The following is a 14,300-nucleotide window of genomic DNA, read 5'->3' as shown; positions in this document are numbered from 1 at the left end:
GGCAATTTGTCACATTTAGTTCAGTGCAGCTTGTCACATCTCCCCTCAGCCCTGAGTGTCGTTTGTCACACTTAAGTGCGTCCTTTCCACTTCTGGCTGAGGGTGCATTGTCACTATTTGAATTCAAAACCGCTGCCTGAACTATTTGTGCATTTTCCCTGCACTAAAGATGTGTTTGAGCAGGAAGCTGTTAAATGTCCTGTCTAAAGGTTCTGGCCAACCCGGAGGATCAGTTAAGAGCACACCTTCCTGCTCCATCCAGCTATGTGTTTGCAGTTTACGCTCGACATACTCCTCGGATTCAGAGCCCATTGTTTCGATGATGAAAGTGGTAACTATGTTTTCTTTGCTCGGAACCACATTCAGTATGAAGTCAGGATGAATGACCTCCTCCACCCCATTTTTAGTGCTTTTAGACGTGAAAAGTGGCTTGCTGAGGCTGATAGCATCCGGATGATTTTCCTGACGGCCAGCATAGCTGCTGGCGTTTATTATTACCTTCAGTGTGTCGCGTTCTTTGTTGCTATCCACAGGCACAGGATTATCAAGCGTATACGCAGCATGCGCATAGCCCTCATGGCAGTAAACCTTGCCATCCCTACCTCTGCGGTATTCCAGAATTGCCCAGTATGGGGCCCGACTGCCAGTGTTGTAGGTGCTTTCTCCATTGATACTGACTCGGGCTTCAGGCCTATGGATAAAAGTATTACTCCGAACGCTAAAGGTTACTTCTTCCCGATTGGCATCGGTCGCAATACCAATGATATACACGCGTGCCTCCTTATCACTGCTATCAGTCTGCAGTGAGACTTCCAGCTGAGTCAGCATGTCGTTAATCCGTTCGAGGGACAGCCAGGGTGCGCAACTGAACAACATATTAAGCTGTGTTCCGTTGCCCATTGTATGTTCATCCAGAACTTCTTTTATTCTTTTGACCGAACCGACTAACCCCGGACTTTTGTATTCAGGTACTAGTTCAAGTTGGTTCAGGCCAGCTGCCTGAATGAGAGTCAGCAATTTTCGGCCCAGAGCCGGAATGGGTTTAAGAGTTTTGCGTCGACGCTTACGGAGCACTACCGGCCCTTCCACAGCGGTGATTTTGGTGTCTTTCTTCTTGTCAGGTAACCAGTCATTCCCGCCAACCGGATTTAGTGGGCTGGTTTTTCCTTCTGTGATTGTGTTATCAGCATCCTTACTTTTCTTTAGCCTGAACAAAGGGCACTGTTCATCATGCTGTCTTGTCGTCTTGACGTGGCGTAACCTGGCAACGTTAACCTCGCAGTTAAAAGGACCTTCAATGTTCGGGTCATGTTCGACGCAATCGCATTTTAACCACAACTTACGGCGGTCCATTTCTTCAAGCACAGAATTTGCTATACGTAAATCAGCCTGAGCGGGTTTTCGACCGTTGCTGAACACATGCAGCAATGCCTCTCTCTCTGCCAGATTCAGTTTCCTTTCAAGCCTTCCCCTTGGATTTTTTTTCCACACCAGGTCCATTGCTTTACTCCTTCACTCAAAAGTGCGATTACGATAACAAGATAATATCTTGTTATCGTAATATCTTGTTAAGATCGCAAGATGATAATATTGTATTTTAATGCATTGAATTTAATGTAATTGTTAACACATTAAGTTAATATGATAACAAAATATTAACTCCGGCGCATATTGAAAATTAATGCTTGTTATCCTATTATCTTAATAAGATAACAAACAAGGTGTGCGGAATATGATCATTGTTCTTGGTAGTCAAAAAGGTGGAGTAGGTAAAAGTACGCTCGCAGTTTCCATCGCTGCATATCTTATGGCATTAGGAAAGCGAGTTCTCATTGTAGATGCCGACGATCAAAAATCAGTGCTAACCTGGTATAACAATCGACCAGAGAACTTGCCTCATATGCCTGTGACTGGAGCGTCCGGCAACATCAAAGCCATGCTTAAAGAGCATGAAAAGTCTTATGACTTTGTAATCGCCGATTGTGCTGGCCGTGACAGTGCAGAGATGCGAAGTGGATTAATGGCTGCAGATGTGTTTATTTCCCCTTTACGACCGTCCCAAATGGATTTGGATGTTGTACCTCATACATGCTCTGTTTTTACTGCTGCTAAAGATTTCAACGAGTCTGTACGTGGGTATTTAGTGTTGAATATGACACCAACTAACATGTTCGTTAATGAAGCTAATCAGGCGGCGGATGTTCTCAAAGACTTTCCGGAAATGAATCTGTCTAATGCTCGCGTATGTGACAGAAAAGCTCACAGGGATGCCTGGGCCGAATCAATGACTATTTTTGAAACACAGAACATCAAAGCCCAAGAAGAAATTGAAGCTCTGGTTAAGGAGATCATTCTGTGAGAAATAGAGCACATACGCCGCCAAAGGATGAAGCTTCGTTTATAAACGGAGGTTCAGCTGGCCTTACTGCAAAAAATCTTGACGAACCAAGTAATAAACCTGCGACTAGTAAAGCAAAACCAGTCAGCATCTCTCTTGCTGAAGAGAATCTTAGCTCAATTGATAATGTCATAAGGGAAGAGATGTTATCAGGGAACAGGAGAGTCAATAGATCAGATGTAGTTAGAGCTGCAGTGATGGCGTTAGAAAATTTATCGCGAGAAGAAATATCTCAACTCATTGAAAAATCTAGATTAAAATAATAACTTAATAACTTAATAACTTAACAACCCATTAAGATAGCAAGATAATAAATTACTATCTTGCTATCTTAATCATCTATTTTTTAGCAACGCTACCGCCTCATCGCCCGGCATCTGGAACTGCACCCGGTGCCGTGCCGCGACATCGAGCGCAAACACCTTCGTATACACCTCAGTCGAACTGATGCTCTTATGCCCCATCAAACTCTGCAGCACCTTCAGTGGTATACCGGCATACAGCATGTGCATCGCGTAGGAATGACGGAACGTGTGCGGGGTCACCGGCACGGAGAACGTCACCCCGTCGGCCGCTGCGGCTTCAACTGCTTCGCTGAGCCAGGTGCGAACCGTCCGGTCGGTGATCTCCCAGATGCGTGCCTTCTCGGTTCTGCCGTTTCGCTTATTACGTCGTTCAAGAGGAATTTTCAGCGTGGCCACCATCATCTCCAGTTGACCGACATAGTTCGCATCAGAAAGCGGTACCAGCCGGTGAGTCTGACTGCCGACGGGCGCACGGCCAGCCGTTCTGGCGGCTTTTTCAGCCCTTTGTTTGAGTGTGGCCAGCTGCACGAACGGGTAGGGCGGTGCCAGGGAAAAATCACTCCGGGTCAGGGCCAGTGCTTCGTTAATACGGGCGCCTGTGTTCCACAGGGTAGCAAGAAGCATCTTGCGGTGAAGGTCGGGCACATAGTGGAGCAGGGCACTCACTTCCGGGGCCAGCAGGTATTTCGGCAGTTCGTCCTGAACCAGTGCCATCTGACGCAGGGCCAGCGCCGCCGGATAGTCGATAGAAACAGGTAACTGAGTACCTGTGGCCGAATACCCTCCCAGGGTTACGAGTCCGGTCATCAGGATGATTCTCTGCCCGGGGATATGCGCAGTGCTGCCGCAATGATTTCCCGGTTTTCTTCTGTACGCGAGTTACCAAAATAGTCCACTTCCAGACGCAGGGAATGATCTGCAGCCTCTATCAGATCCGACACTTTCTGCAGGGCGCTCTGCAGCTGCGGCGCTGATATCACTCGTGGCACATCATGCTCATCCACACCGTTGCGGTGTACCAGATCGTTTCGCCAGTCTGCGATGATACCCAGCGGCTCAGTTGGCCAGACGGGCGGTATATGAAGCACAGTCTCGAAATAGCGCTCAATGGTTTTTACGTTATGAAACGTCATCCGGGAAACAAAATTCTGCGCCGCAGGCCGGAACAGAGAAAGAGCCATGTCACGGGCAGCATGTTTTACCGGATTTTTGATTTTATCGGACTTCATATAAAACTCATCCCTGAACCGTGTAAGCGGCAAGTCCTCTTCCAGCAGAGCCCTGGCGCAGTACATCAGGTACGCCTCCATGACCGTCACGGCATGGACGAAAGACATCCTGTACACCAGTTCAGGCTGCTCTGTATCGAGCAGGGTATACAGCCCCTTCAACTCCTGCATGGCGTGTAGGTAACGCTGATGAACATTGTTTAGGGAAGCCACAAACAGCCCGTGTTCATGATCCCACTGAGCCTGATCGGCGAGATACTCCTGTTCCCAGCAATAAAGGTTAGCGGCCTGCTCCCATTCTTCTGAGCCGGGGACAACATCCGGATAATTTTCCGCAAGCCATTTATCAAATCGTTCAGATTCAATATCCATCATCTGGTCTTTCATGCTTCCCATAATGCCAGTACCCTTCTGTATGGTTCTGTAAATGAAAAATCCCGCCGTTCATACTGACGCCGCGCTACCACGGAACGACTCAAAGGCCAGCAGGGCGTCCGTCCTGGAGGGCAGCTCGATACAGTCCCCGCGCTGCGGGTCGATCTCTTCATCTGTGGCCTCGTTATACCGCATACGCAGCCGCCATCCCGTCACGGGAGGTGCGTTCTGTATGGCCAGCACCATCCCTTCCGGCGACAGCAGTTCACGGAGGGTGTAGCAGGCGCCAATCCGGGTCGAATCCCGCAGCCACATCACGGGGTACTCACTGACCAGCTGGCCATACACACATTCCGGCGTATGGAAGTAATTCCCGTCCGCCCTGCATAAATCACACATAATCCCTCCTTTACTGAGAAATCCCGCCTTGCTGAAAGCGTCTTCCTACAGGCGTCGGATTATTTTCCGGGACGCATTAACATCGTGCTTCACCTTAAAAGGGTTGTCTTCAATACCAGGTTCATCACTGACGCAGTCATCGCTTTCACGCCGGCGCCATCCTCCCATAGGTTCAACGAAGATCCCGACGACGTATCCTTCCTGAGTGAGTAAATGTTTTGCCGGTGGGATCTGGGCGACCCCTTTCAGAACCGGATATTCAGTAATTCGCTCATAGATGACATCGTGTCCTTCATCATGGAGTTCCTGAATTAACGCGTCAGCTGTTATGTATTTCGATACCTGCATTCAAAGATCCTCCTGAAGCATTTGAAGAGATACTCATGGAAATAATCACAATTCGCAATCATTCCCTGCTCACACGCCTGAATATAACGCTTGAGGATTTTCCCCTGCCGTCATCATTTTCAGGCTGATAATAAGCAGCCATATAGCCACGTCGTTAAATTACCTGATGGCCGTTTCGGTGTGATCCGATTTTTTGCGTATTCAACAGTTTCCGGAAGTGTAACACGGTGAGGGAATAAACAAAGCGGCAATATCTGCCCCTGCACGAAGGGTCGCAGGGAAGGGGGTAAACACAACATATAGGAGAAACAGCAGCTGACTGCGTGGCACATGTTGTGTTTCTGCGCCGGTGCGTTCGGAGGAGATCCGGAACAGCCGGAAATCGGATCTGCGCGGCGGGAATCCCTCAAGAGATATGATAATCAAGCAAATCGCTTAAAATCATACTGAGTGTGATTTTTATCATTAATAATGATAATCATATCCGATATGATTTTACACTTAACCGGATATTATCAGACGGGGCATGCAGGATGGATCAGGAAATGACGTTTTCACTCAGCTATGAGCAGCTGACCCGGATAGCGGAAGAACGTATCCGGGAATGCGAGCTGGACAGCCAGGGCGTTAGATATATCAGCGAATCGAGTAAGGCCAGCACCCTGCTGGGATTGTGGTATGAACTGGCGCTTACTGGTGCGCCACTGAAAAATTACGAACAAACCAAAGCGCTCATAGACGTCGATCATCAGCGTCTCAGAAAACTCATCTGGCCGGAGACGGATAAGCAATGACTCAGGCGCGCCGACCGTCACCGCTGCAGCGTCGGGTGCTGATTGTGCTGGCCGCTCTCGATGCGAAACGTCCGGGGCCGGTGGCCACGCGGGATATCGAGCGGGTGCTGGAGAAGGGCGGGGACGCCCCGGTGTACGGGACAAACCTGCGCGCCTCCTGCCGGCGCATGGAAGCTGCGGGCTGGCTGCGAACCCTGCGTGCGCCGAACCTGCAGCTGGCCGTTGAGCTGACGGACGCCGGCCGGGCGCTGGCCGCCCCGCTTCTCGCTGACGAACAGGCGCGCGTCCAGGCGGAGCAGCGCGCGACGACTGTCCGGGTTCTGCCCCTGGTCCCGCCCGGCCAGGCAGAGGAGACTGACGACCGGACGGTGGCGCTGGACGATCGCTGGCACCTGGCATGCCGGGGTGACTACGTTATCCGCCTCGACGGCACCACCTGCCTGCAGCTGTGGAACACGGCCGGGCAGCTGACGCGCCTGGCGGGCGATCCCCTGCAGGTCGCCACGTGGCTGCAGGCCTGCCACGATGCGGGGATTGCGGTGCGGGTGCAGGTTAATGAAAGCACCACGCCGGAGGAGGGCACGCAGCACGGTACCGCGCCTGCAGACCGGACGGACATCTGGTACCGCCAGCTGGACACCGCGTTGCAGGCGCAGGGGATCTCCGGCCTGACTGAGGATATTCGACTCTCCGTGGTCAGTCCTGAAGCGTCCCTGCGGGCGCTGCCGGCACCGGCGCGCCTGCTGCACGTTCTGCGCGACAGTCCGGAGGCGTTCCCGCTCGCGGCTGCCGGCTGTGAGGATGACACGGAGGCCGCGCTGACCGACCTGCTGGCCCGCGCGGGGTTCACGGGCGACCAGGCGCAGGAGCTGCAGTGGCACCGCATCCGCTGGCCCAAATGAGTCAGGAAGAGGCTGACCGGCGCGAACTGAACAGCCTGCTGGACGAACTGGAGCAGCGCCAGCTGTACTGCAACCGCGGGCAGCTGACGGAGATTGTGTTTTCACCTGTCCGCAGATCTGACGAGCGCTGGACGGACCGTCTGCAGTGGCTCCTGATGACGGACGCATTCGGGTTCTGCAGTCCGCTGTCCCGTGACGCGGGCGCCCGGGCGCTGGCGATCCTGGCCGGCTACACGGGACAGGAGGTGGCGGAACATCTGGCCACGGTGATTGTGTGGAACGACGCCGGAGTAGTAGCCGGTATGTCTTCATTCCCTCGTCCGCATGAGGAATAGAAAATTGCCCGAACATACATCGATTTACATATCAATTATCGCAATGATAATTGCATCAACCGCAGTGCTGGTCAGTATTCATACATGGAGAAGAGCGAAGAGATACAAGATAATATTTAAAAAGCTGAAGAATGGGGAGGAGCTGAATGACAAGGAAATTTTGCTCCTTCAGAAGCTTCGTAAACCAGCTCAAAAATAATTCCTGTCTGTTATATTTCGCGACCTGACGTCCATCTCATCGTCACCTGCACGCGCCGCAAAACTGTGGCTGCAGGTGATGCTGTGTTTCCGGATGAACGTGACGTGGAGAGAGCTTACGGGCTCTGGATGGAGAGACTGGCGCAGGCCCGTCGCGGATCGCCCCCCATGACTGCCGGCGAGCTGTATACAGGCCAGCACTGGAGCAGGGCAGCTGCAGCTGCGGCGCGTAGTGGTGCTGAGATGTGGATTATATCCGCAGGCCTGGGGCTACTGCATGTCTCTGATCCCGTGGTCCCGTATGAAGCGACGTTCTCCTCGATGCCGTTCTGCCATCGCACTCACTGGGAGCGGCTGACAACGCGTCCACCTTCGGAACGACGGTGTACCTCACTGAAGAAGCTGATGCAGTCAAGGCCTGCCGATCGGTTTGTGGTGGCGGCCTCCCCGCTTTATCTGCGTGCCGTTGAGTCAGACCTGATCGCCGGCATGAAAGCTCTCTGCAATCCGGAACAACTGGCAGTGGTCACGTCAAAAGGCTATCAGGGAAGCCTGAAGGGCAATATCAAGTATACGAGTGCAGACATGATGAAGGCCCTCAATACCAATTTGACAGGCCTCAATATCAGTTATGCCCTGCAGCTCATTGGCTGAGTGGAGCTGCACACCAGAAAAGCAGTGCAGGGAAGTGCCGCTTTCGCGGCTCTGCCTGTAACAGAACAGTTCTAGGGCGCTTGAATTGCCAGGCGGTACATTTCTTCCAGTGCAAGCGGACACCGAAGCGTCAGCGTCTGTTGATCGAAAGCCTCCGTTCCCAGCCGTACATACCAGAATTCATAGAGCATTCTGCATATCAACGTACCACGCCGCCGGTAGTTCTCTCTGGCCTGTTCTGTGGCGGTAACGAGTTCGTTCAGCGTCATCTGATAATTCATCATAGATACCTCCAGTGGCACAGGGGAATCCTGAGCCTTGTGTAACCTAGGCTTCTGTCACGACGGCAGGCAGGCAACCAAAAAATATGAAATTACAGTACAGGTTTAGCCGGCGCTGACACTCTGGAATGTATCTTCAAATAGATTAAAGTCCCATCACGGGACAAAATACTTGAGATAGTCCTAAAATGGGACTATCATTATGACATGAAGATAATCGCTATCAAGACACTGAGGGATTTCTGGACGGCGAATCCCGATGCAGAGCAGCCGCTAAAAGCCTGGGTAGATGAGGCCTGTAAAGCTGAATGGAAAACCCCGGCAGAAATCAAAGAACAATACCGCAGTGCCAGTATTCTTAAAAACAGGCGAGTGGTTTTTAATATTAAGGGAAATGACTATCGGTTAATTGTTGCGATTGCATACCAGCGAGGATGGATGTTTATCAAATTCATTGGTACGCATAAAGAATATGACAAAATAGATGCTGAAACTGTCAGCCTGGAGTAAACCCTATGCAGATTAAACCAATTAAAACTGAACAGGACTATGAAGCCGCGTTACGCGCTGTGGAGCCTATGTTTGATAACGAACCTCCTGCCGATACCCCGGAGGGAGACTTTTTTGAAATCATGTGCGTGCTGATTAATGAATACGAAAACAAACACTTTCCTATCGAAGCCCCGGACCCGATTGAAGCTATTAAGTTCAGGATGGAACAGCAGGGACTGACGGTAAAAGATCTTGAGCCGGCGATCGGAAAATCTAACCGGGTCTATGAAGTGCTTAACCGCAAACGTAATCTGACGCTGCCCATGATCCGGAAATTACATTCAATGTTTGGCATTCCTTTAAAAAGCCTCGTTGGAGGATAAGCCGAGTTGAAATTTACATGCTTAATAACCGCAATGTATACAACCTGGGATAACGAATAATGAAACGGAAGTTCTGCTCACTGGTCCTGTTCGTTGTGGCGTTTTCGGCCAGTGCCGATATCAGCGGCCGGATTGTGCGCGTGCTGGACGGGGATACCGTTGAGATACTTGAGCCAGGAAACCAACTGACGCGTGTTCGCCTGGCTGGCATCGATGCGCCGGAAAAGAGTCAACCCTTTGGCCAGCGTTCCCGTCAGGAACTGTCATCGATGGTGGCTCAGCGGCCCGTAACCGTCAAGGGAAGTGAAACGGATCGCTATGGACGCCTGCTGGGTACCATATGGCTTGGTATGACGGATGTAAATGCCGAACAGGTACGTAAAGGTCTGGCCTGGGCATACCGTTACCACGGAAAACCCGTCCGGCCAGACTACGCTGTTCTGGAGGCCGAAGCCCGCCGCCAGTCAGCTGGACTCTGGTCAGAACCGGGTCAGATAGAGCCCTGGCGCTGGCGTAGTCTGCATCAGGATGAGCAAAAAACGAATAAAAATTAAGGAGATTATTGTATGACTTTCAAATTAACCGAAAGCAAACTGGAAATTCTTATCGATACGTTAAATGCCATTATATGCGGTGAAGTCAATATTACGCGTGAGCAGCGCGAAAATATGGTCAGGACGGTTGCAACTCTGGGTGCGTTAACAGAACGGCAGCGCCTCATCACAGCTGAAAAAGAAGCCAGAAAGCAGGTAAAAGAAGAAAAGGAAAAAAAACCACGCCTTCCGGATGAAGTTTTTCCGCGTTCCGGAAAACCGTGGGCACCGGAGGACCTGGACCTTATTCATTCGATTATTTCTGATATTCCGGATGACAGAATCGATGATCATATACTCTGGCTGTCAAAGAAACTGCAGCGCACCCCTTATGCCATCACCCTGAAAATTGTTAGTGAAGGCCGTATGAACGAGGAATGGGCTAAAGGGTGGAAGCCTGCCGCAAAATCTATTCGTGAAGATTTCGCTCTGGTCAGGGCAAAGGCATCAGCAAGCAATGCAAATATTGAATAACAATTGTCAACCATTAAGCATAGTCAATAATATGACTAAAATTGGGGGGGTGCTAATATAAAACTTTTATTAGAAATAATCCTACTGAACTAAATATAATATTCACACGGCCGATAATAAGAGAGTAAGAAAGGGGGCGGTGTGAAAGATTTTCATAATTTAAGTATTTGTATTCAGAATAAGGATGTGGCAGGCGCAATGCGCGTGCTGCGTGATAAATCAGAATTTGCAGTGCGCAAGATTCTGGAGAAACTAAAGATCAGGGTCACAACGCAAACCGGCAGGGCATTCTGGCATTATGTTCAGTGCTGGCTGTTAACCGCGTGTCGCAAGGGGAATCTACAGCATGAATCATTCAGTACCCGACGTTCTTCCCAGTATCAGGAACGCCAGCCAGCTCAGTCCCGCAGCTCTCGATATGGTCAAACTTCTCGCACTTCTGGCCATGATTATCGACCACATCAATACGGTGTTTCTGTCGCCAGCCTGGCCGGTGATGTATGCGCTTGGCCGGATGGCCTTCCCCCTGTTCACGCTTATATGGGCGATGAACGTACAGCGCACCCCGGAACGACTGCAGAAGAGAGCCAGTCGCCTGTGGATCTGGGCAGTCATAACGCAGCCGGTGTTCAGCCTGGCCTTCCAGAATCAACAGCCCTGGTGGGCCCTGAACATTCTGTTCGTGTTTGCAGGCGTCACGCAGCTGCTTGCCCTGCAGTACCGGTACGGCCGGAAAGGAATGCTCGCCGGATATCTGCTCCTGTCCCTCATGATTTGGCCCCTGCAGCCGGCAAGCTACGGGCTGGCAGGAATAACGCTGGCCATCAGTATGGCAACGGTTTGTGGCAGCGATACACCCGGTGTGCAGCGGCTGGCAGCCATCACTGCCGTGCTGTCACTGTTTTGTTTAAACGGGTTATCGCATCTCCTGGATATGCCCGCAGAAACATTATTACTGGCCACGCTGCCTACTCTGGCATTCCCCCTGGCAGTGGTTTCATTCTGCAGGCATATCTGTCCGGAGGGCCGCAGGCGTTTCATGCCGCGTAATTTCTTTTATTATGCTTACGCCGGTCACCTGGGGATTATTGGTCTGGTACAGTATACTTTCGCCTGATTAGGGAGGACGTGATGGCTATCAGTGAGAAAGAGCTGCTTGAGGCAGGTTTTAGCAAGAACGAAGTGGACAATTTACAGGGCCGGCTTGCAGCAGGCGGAGGCACCATGCAGCATCTCATCGATGCGCTCTCACGGCGCTTCCGGGTGTCGGTATGGATCACTGTCGCGCTGGTTCTGGTTATGCTGGTCACCCTCATTGCCGGCAGCCGGACACACATTCTTTCCGGGGGCATGAGTTCCCTTGTAGTCCTGATCATTGCCTGGGTGACCTTCCCTCCTGTACTGGGCTGGAAAGCATTCCGCCTGCAGAAGACTATTTCCCGGAAGGCTCAATAGTCAGTAAATCAAGCGCCACTTTGGCTTTAACCCCCCATCCCGCAATTTTAAGCGCCATTGCGGGACGGGGGGTGCCGGATACTTTCCTGAAGAAATCGGGCCTGGTCCAGTACCACAGCCGTTGTGCTTCGGGTTTCAGCCTCAGGCCATACGCGCCGTAGACTTCGCTGAAGAGTGTGACAGCCTTAAACGTCCCCAGCCCCTGCTGCCGGCTGAAGCCCAGAAATTCAGCGATCTCCATCGAGCCGTCAGCGAATATTCCCTCCGTCTGCTTATCACCGAGGAGGTTGTGCGCGGCTTCCCGTGAAATCGTGTTAAAGCCATTTACGACAATCACCGCGCCGGCCACCACGCCCACCGGCGTCATGGAGGACATCATGACGATCCCACCAAAGATGGCCGCACCGGCCACCACGACGTCGACCGCTGAAATGATGTAACCCACAATTTTATTCTCATCCCGGACAACCTTCACCTCGGCATAGAGTTTTGCATAGCCGGTTCTGAGCGATCGGGACTGCTCCAGCAGGCTGGTATTCTCAGCCCGTAAGGCCCGCAGACAGGCCATACAGTCATCATCCGTTTTCGCCCGGCGTGCGGCCTCAAACTGGGCCATGATGAATGCCCTGATCTCATCCACAAACTGAATCCGGATGAAACCATCCTGGAGATGCATAGCCGCCACCGTGTTGGCCGTATTCACCAGTTTCCGGGCCTCCAGGTTGATCATGGTTTCGGCCCAGGCACGGGGATTCTGGCCGGGTAAAAGCAACGTGTCCATTTTATCGCCTCGCTTATCTGTTTCTGAAAGCATATTCCCGAAACGAGTTTTGACAACAAAAAATGGGCACGCTGTCCTGCAGAACTCACTAATGCCGCATCGCGGCATGGAGGCGCCAGCTGAGGCCAGACAGGGAGAGAATGCCGACGGGCGCCGTGACCGGCGTAAGCCGCTGCGGTTTGAAAGGTTCTGCCTGTCCCATCCCTTACCCTGCAGAGCCATACCCGTTAACCGCCACGCCTGGTAGTGACGTGCGCGGTCGGAGTGAGCACGTCGAGGCCAGAGGCCGCTGACGGGCTGTATCTCCGCGTTAGCGCCGTGAGGCGCTTACGAGCGTGTACAGCGCGCTTGCCGCGACGCTAACTGCAGCCGCTCTTACTTCTAGTTACAACATCCCTCTTAAAGCGATGGTGTTCCGGCCCTTCGGGCCGGGGCGGCGTCGGTTTAGCAGGGGTCAGGTATGTATGCGGTGCCGGGTTCTGGCGAGAACGGGGCCCGGCGCTTGCGACGGGAGGTACTTTTGATTTCCTTCTGAGCGCGCGGCCGTGAGGCCGCTGCATGCGAAGGCATTTTACGTTATCCACAGAGTGGCCGAAGACAAAGATCTACTCTGGAATGTAATGAACAGAGAGATAGAAAAGGTGATGTAAGACTGTTTTGCGGAATGTCTTTTATTCATTTCCGGGTTACTTCACTTATTCGTTTGCGGATTTCTGTGTAAAAAAAAGAGACTGTGGCCATTGCGGGCCATAACGACCGGCAGAACGTCATGGTGACCGGAAGAAGAAAGGAGTGAAAGGATGAAAAATGAGCTGAATGGCCGAAAAAAACCAGCACGAAAAGCCCCGGTGAGGGGCCTGTAAACAGGAAGACTGTTGTGTCGTCTGTGACTAGTCCGGTGGAGAAAGCGCCAGATCCAGCTGGTAAAGATGCTGGATGGCCAGAGCCTTCAGGCGCTCAGATGTGCACCAGTACGCTTCGTCAGGCGGCAGGGTGCGGTAAATCCATTCAGACATTGCATGGAGTCGTTCATCTGCCGGCAGCTTAATCAGGTTGTTGGCACGTTTACGCTCCGCGCCTTTTTTGCGGCGGTAAACGAGTGCCTCCTGACGCTTACGGCCAGACCAGCATTTCCGCGCAGAGTGGGCCTGAACATCATCATGTTCGCTCATCACCCCTTCCCGGATCAGCTGCTCACGCTCGGCGCTCTGACGGAGCTTTTTCTCCTGCTCTTTAAACAGCTTGTCCATATCGACGCCCAGCATCTGGAATCCCACGGGGGTGATATAGACATATGTTGGCAGCCAGGTGCGGGATTCACGATCCCAGGCGCGTTCTTCTGCGAGGCCCAGAACGCCAAACCGTACCTGTTCCTCAATAAGCCGTGAAAGGCGTGACACGGTCACTTCTGTTTCCGGAATGACATTGCCTTTTGCGTCCTTTGCACTGAGTTCTTTTGCAAGACGGGAGATACACATGCCGACGGTATGCTTGCCGGCATCACAGAAGCTGATGAGCACTGGCCAGAGGGCATCGAGCAGGCGCTGACGTTCCGGACGGAAGCCATATTTACGTCCCGCCTTACGGCGGCAGGCGACATAGAGAGGGTGACGAGAAACATGCATGCGCAGGCTGACCTGCCCGGTTTCTTTGTCTTTTTTCACCAGGCGATTGTAGGCATGACCGAGCTGTCCGGAGAGCTTTTTATAATGCTCTGGGCGATACCAGGCCGGGTTCTCACATTTGGCTTTTGTGGAATGCTCACCGCGCTTGCGGCGGGTCAGTTTTTTGACCGGTGCAATGAGGAAATTACCCTGAGTGCCGGCATCGACATCCTGCCAGAAACGGGCTAGCTCATCCTTCGGTAGATCTGACCAGTGAACAGAAATCTGATTGTCATTCAC

Annotated in this window: 20 protein-coding genes; 12 read left to right on the top strand and 8 right to left on the bottom strand. The window is 52.1% G+C overall.

Translation table 11 applies throughout. The features are described 5' to 3' along the window. Nucleotides 1–141: 141 nt before the first annotated feature. Entirely contained in the window at nt 142–1,500 is a 1,359-nt protein-coding gene (locus tag ELK40_RS00095) for a hypothetical protein (protein WP_127728843.1), read from the bottom strand. Between the two features lie 232 nt (nt 1,501–1,732). Here ELK40_RS00095 and ELK40_RS00090 point away from each other — a divergent pair, with 232 nt between their 5' ends. Next, entirely contained in the window at nt 1,733–2,359 is a 627-nt protein-coding gene (locus tag ELK40_RS00090) for a ParA family plasmid-partitioning AAA ATPase (protein WP_008502208.1), read from the top strand. After that, nucleotides 2,356–2,661: a hypothetical protein gene (locus ELK40_RS00085; RefSeq protein ID WP_071530977.1), complete on the top strand. Its 306-nt coding sequence runs from the start codon at nt 2,356–2,358 to the stop codon at nt 2,659–2,661. Before ELK40_RS00090 ends, ELK40_RS00085 begins: the two co-directional genes overlap by 4 nt. A gap of 72 nt (nt 2,662–2,733) precedes the next feature. On the opposite strand, the gene ELK40_RS00080 is transcribed toward ELK40_RS00085, so the two are convergent. The 4 genes from ELK40_RS00080 to ELK40_RS00065 are packed head-to-tail and all read right to left on the bottom strand — an operon-like array spanning nt 2,734 to nt 5,054. Further along, nucleotides 2,734–3,510 carry a site-specific integrase gene (locus ELK40_RS00080; RefSeq protein ID WP_127728841.1) on the bottom strand — a complete coding sequence of 259 codons (777 nt, stop codon included), beginning with the start codon at nt 3,508–3,510 and terminating at the stop codon, nt 2,734–2,736. Then, nucleotides 3,510–4,328, bottom strand: a complete 819-nt coding sequence (locus ELK40_RS00075; RefSeq protein WP_033488147.1) for a hypothetical protein — start codon at nt 4,326–4,328, stop codon at nt 3,510–3,512. The genes ELK40_RS00080 and ELK40_RS00075 overlap by 1 nt, the downstream gene beginning before the upstream one ends. 48 nt (nt 4,329–4,376) lie before the next feature. After that, nucleotides 4,377–4,706 carry a hypothetical protein gene (locus ELK40_RS00070; RefSeq protein WP_033488146.1) on the bottom strand — a complete coding sequence of 110 codons (330 nt, stop codon included), beginning with the start codon at nt 4,704–4,706 and terminating at the stop codon, nt 4,377–4,379. Nucleotides 4,707–4,751: 45 nt separating this feature from the next. Beyond that, a complete protein-coding gene (locus ELK40_RS00065) occupies nt 4,752–5,054 on the bottom strand; it encodes a hypothetical protein (RefSeq protein ID WP_033488145.1) in 303 nt (100 codons plus the stop codon). A 533-nt stretch (nt 5,055–5,587) separates the two neighbouring features. On the opposite strand from ELK40_RS00065, the gene ELK40_RS00060 reads away from it, so the two are divergent. The 4 genes from ELK40_RS00060 (at nt 5,588) to ELK40_RS22800 (ending at nt 7,937) form a co-directional block, all read left to right on the top strand. After that, nucleotides 5,588–5,848: a hypothetical protein gene (locus ELK40_RS00060; protein ID WP_127728839.1), complete on the top strand. Its 261-nt coding sequence runs from the start codon at nt 5,588–5,590 to the stop codon at nt 5,846–5,848. Continuing rightward, nucleotides 5,845–6,750, top strand: coding sequence for a hypothetical protein (locus ELK40_RS00055; RefSeq protein WP_164850598.1), 906 nt, complete (start codon nt 5,845–5,847; stop codon nt 6,748–6,750). The genes ELK40_RS00060 and ELK40_RS00055 overlap by 4 nt, the downstream gene beginning before the upstream one ends. Further along, complete coding sequence (locus ELK40_RS22655; protein WP_164850597.1) at nt 6,747–7,085, top strand: hypothetical protein; 339 nt, start codon at nt 6,747–6,749, stop codon at nt 7,083–7,085. The genes ELK40_RS00055 and ELK40_RS22655 overlap by 4 nt, the downstream gene beginning before the upstream one ends. Before the next feature lie 327 nt (nt 7,086–7,412). Then, the gene (locus ELK40_RS22800) at nt 7,413–7,937 is read left to right on the top strand and encodes a DUF6884 domain-containing protein (protein WP_348523111.1); all 525 of its coding nucleotides are present in this window, start codon (nt 7,413–7,415) and stop codon (nt 7,935–7,937) included. Nucleotides 7,938–8,008: 71 nt separating this feature from the next. On the opposite strand, the gene ELK40_RS00045 is transcribed toward ELK40_RS22800, so the two are convergent. Then, nucleotides 8,009–8,221 (bottom strand): hypothetical protein, encoded by a 213-nt coding sequence (locus tag ELK40_RS00045; protein ID WP_073001829.1) that lies wholly within the window; start codon nt 8,219–8,221, stop codon nt 8,009–8,011. Between the two features lie 204 nt (nt 8,222–8,425). Between ELK40_RS00045 and ELK40_RS00040 the strand changes: the two genes are divergently transcribed. The 6 genes from ELK40_RS00040 (at nt 8,426) to ELK40_RS00015 (ending at nt 11,615) form a co-directional block, all read left to right on the top strand. Beyond that, nucleotides 8,426–8,728 carry a type II toxin-antitoxin system HigB family toxin gene (locus tag ELK40_RS00040; RefSeq protein ID WP_127728835.1) on the top strand — a complete coding sequence of 101 codons (303 nt, stop codon included), beginning with the start codon at nt 8,426–8,428 and terminating at the stop codon, nt 8,726–8,728. 5 nt (nt 8,729–8,733) lie between these two features. Further along, nucleotides 8,734–9,093: a transcriptional regulator gene (locus ELK40_RS00035; protein ID WP_029403836.1), complete on the top strand. Its 360-nt coding sequence runs from the start codon at nt 8,734–8,736 to the stop codon at nt 9,091–9,093. A gap of 59 nt (nt 9,094–9,152) precedes the next feature. Next, a complete protein-coding gene (locus ELK40_RS00030) occupies nt 9,153–9,647 on the top strand; it encodes a thermonuclease family protein (protein ID WP_127728833.1) in 495 nt (164 codons plus the stop codon). Between the two features lie 12 nt (nt 9,648–9,659). After that, on the top strand, nt 9,660–10,160 hold the full coding sequence (locus tag ELK40_RS00025; RefSeq protein WP_127728831.1) for a hypothetical protein: 501 nt from the start codon (nt 9,660–9,662) through the stop codon (nt 10,158–10,160). 346 nt (nt 10,161–10,506) lie between these two features. Continuing rightward, complete coding sequence (locus ELK40_RS00020; RefSeq protein WP_127728829.1) at nt 10,507–11,277, top strand: TraX family protein; 771 nt, start codon at nt 10,507–10,509, stop codon at nt 11,275–11,277. Between the two features lie 14 nt (nt 11,278–11,291). Next, nucleotides 11,292–11,615 (top strand): hypothetical protein, encoded by a 324-nt coding sequence (locus tag ELK40_RS00015; protein ID WP_032656054.1) that lies wholly within the window; start codon nt 11,292–11,294, stop codon nt 11,613–11,615. Here the strand turns inward: ELK40_RS00015 and ELK40_RS00010 are convergent. Both ELK40_RS00010 and repA read right to left on the bottom strand, forming a co-directional pair. Beyond that, nucleotides 11,593–12,396: a DUF4225 domain-containing protein gene (locus ELK40_RS00010; RefSeq protein ID WP_127728827.1), complete on the bottom strand. Its 804-nt coding sequence runs from the start codon at nt 12,394–12,396 to the stop codon at nt 11,593–11,595. The genes ELK40_RS00015 and ELK40_RS00010 overlap by 23 nt on opposite strands. Before the next feature lie 890 nt (nt 12,397–13,286). Beyond that, nucleotides 13,287–14,300: a plasmid replication initiator RepA gene (gene repA / locus ELK40_RS00005; protein WP_127728825.1), complete on the bottom strand. Its 1,014-nt coding sequence runs from the start codon at nt 14,298–14,300 to the stop codon at nt 13,287–13,289.

The organism is Enterobacter sp. N18-03635, from assembly GCF_004006055.1.
Lineage (GTDB): Bacteria > Pseudomonadota > Gammaproteobacteria > Enterobacterales > Enterobacteriaceae > Enterobacter > Enterobacter vonholyi.
This window is presented reverse-complemented; position numbering and strand designations above follow the sequence as displayed.

Coding starts and splice junctions, on each gene's coding strand:
- ELK40_RS00095 (WP_127728843.1), bottom strand. CDS start 1,500: ATGGACCTGGTGTGGAAAAAAAATCCAAGGGGAAGGCTTGAAAGGAAA.
- ELK40_RS00090 (WP_008502208.1), top strand. CDS start 1,733: ATGATCATTGTTCTTGGTAGTCAAAAAGGTGGAGTAGGTAAAAGTACG.
- ELK40_RS00080 (WP_127728841.1), bottom strand. CDS start 3,510: ATGACCGGACTCGTAACCCTGGGAGGGTATTCGGCCACAGGTACTCAG.
- ELK40_RS00075 (WP_033488147.1), bottom strand. CDS start 4,328: ATGGGAAGCATGAAAGACCAGATGATGGATATTGAATCTGAACGATTT.
- ELK40_RS00070 (WP_033488146.1), bottom strand. CDS start 4,706: ATGTGTGATTTATGCAGGGCGGACGGGAATTACTTCCATACGCCGGAA.
- ELK40_RS00065 (WP_033488145.1), bottom strand. CDS start 5,054: ATGCAGGTATCGAAATACATAACAGCTGACGCGTTAATTCAGGAACTC.
- ELK40_RS00060 (WP_127728839.1), top strand. CDS start 5,588: ATGGATCAGGAAATGACGTTTTCACTCAGCTATGAGCAGCTGACCCGG.
- ELK40_RS00055 (WP_164850598.1), top strand. CDS start 5,845: ATGACTCAGGCGCGCCGACCGTCACCGCTGCAGCGTCGGGTGCTGATT.
- ELK40_RS22655 (WP_164850597.1), top strand. CDS start 6,747: ATGAGTCAGGAAGAGGCTGACCGGCGCGAACTGAACAGCCTGCTGGAC.
- ELK40_RS22800 (WP_348523111.1), top strand. CDS start 7,413: ATGGAGAGACTGGCGCAGGCCCGTCGCGGATCGCCCCCCATGACTGCC.
- ELK40_RS00045 (WP_073001829.1), bottom strand. CDS start 8,221: ATGATGAATTATCAGATGACGCTGAACGAACTCGTTACCGCCACAGAA.
- ELK40_RS00040 (WP_127728835.1), top strand. CDS start 8,426: ATGAAGATAATCGCTATCAAGACACTGAGGGATTTCTGGACGGCGAAT.
- ELK40_RS00035 (WP_029403836.1), top strand. CDS start 8,734: ATGCAGATTAAACCAATTAAAACTGAACAGGACTATGAAGCCGCGTTA.
- ELK40_RS00030 (WP_127728833.1), top strand. CDS start 9,153: ATGAAACGGAAGTTCTGCTCACTGGTCCTGTTCGTTGTGGCGTTTTCG.
- ELK40_RS00025 (WP_127728831.1), top strand. CDS start 9,660: ATGACTTTCAAATTAACCGAAAGCAAACTGGAAATTCTTATCGATACG.
- ELK40_RS00020 (WP_127728829.1), top strand. CDS start 10,507: ATGAATCATTCAGTACCCGACGTTCTTCCCAGTATCAGGAACGCCAGC.
- ELK40_RS00015 (WP_032656054.1), top strand. CDS start 11,292: ATGGCTATCAGTGAGAAAGAGCTGCTTGAGGCAGGTTTTAGCAAGAAC.
- ELK40_RS00010 (WP_127728827.1), bottom strand. CDS start 12,396: ATGGACACGTTGCTTTTACCCGGCCAGAATCCCCGTGCCTGGGCCGAA.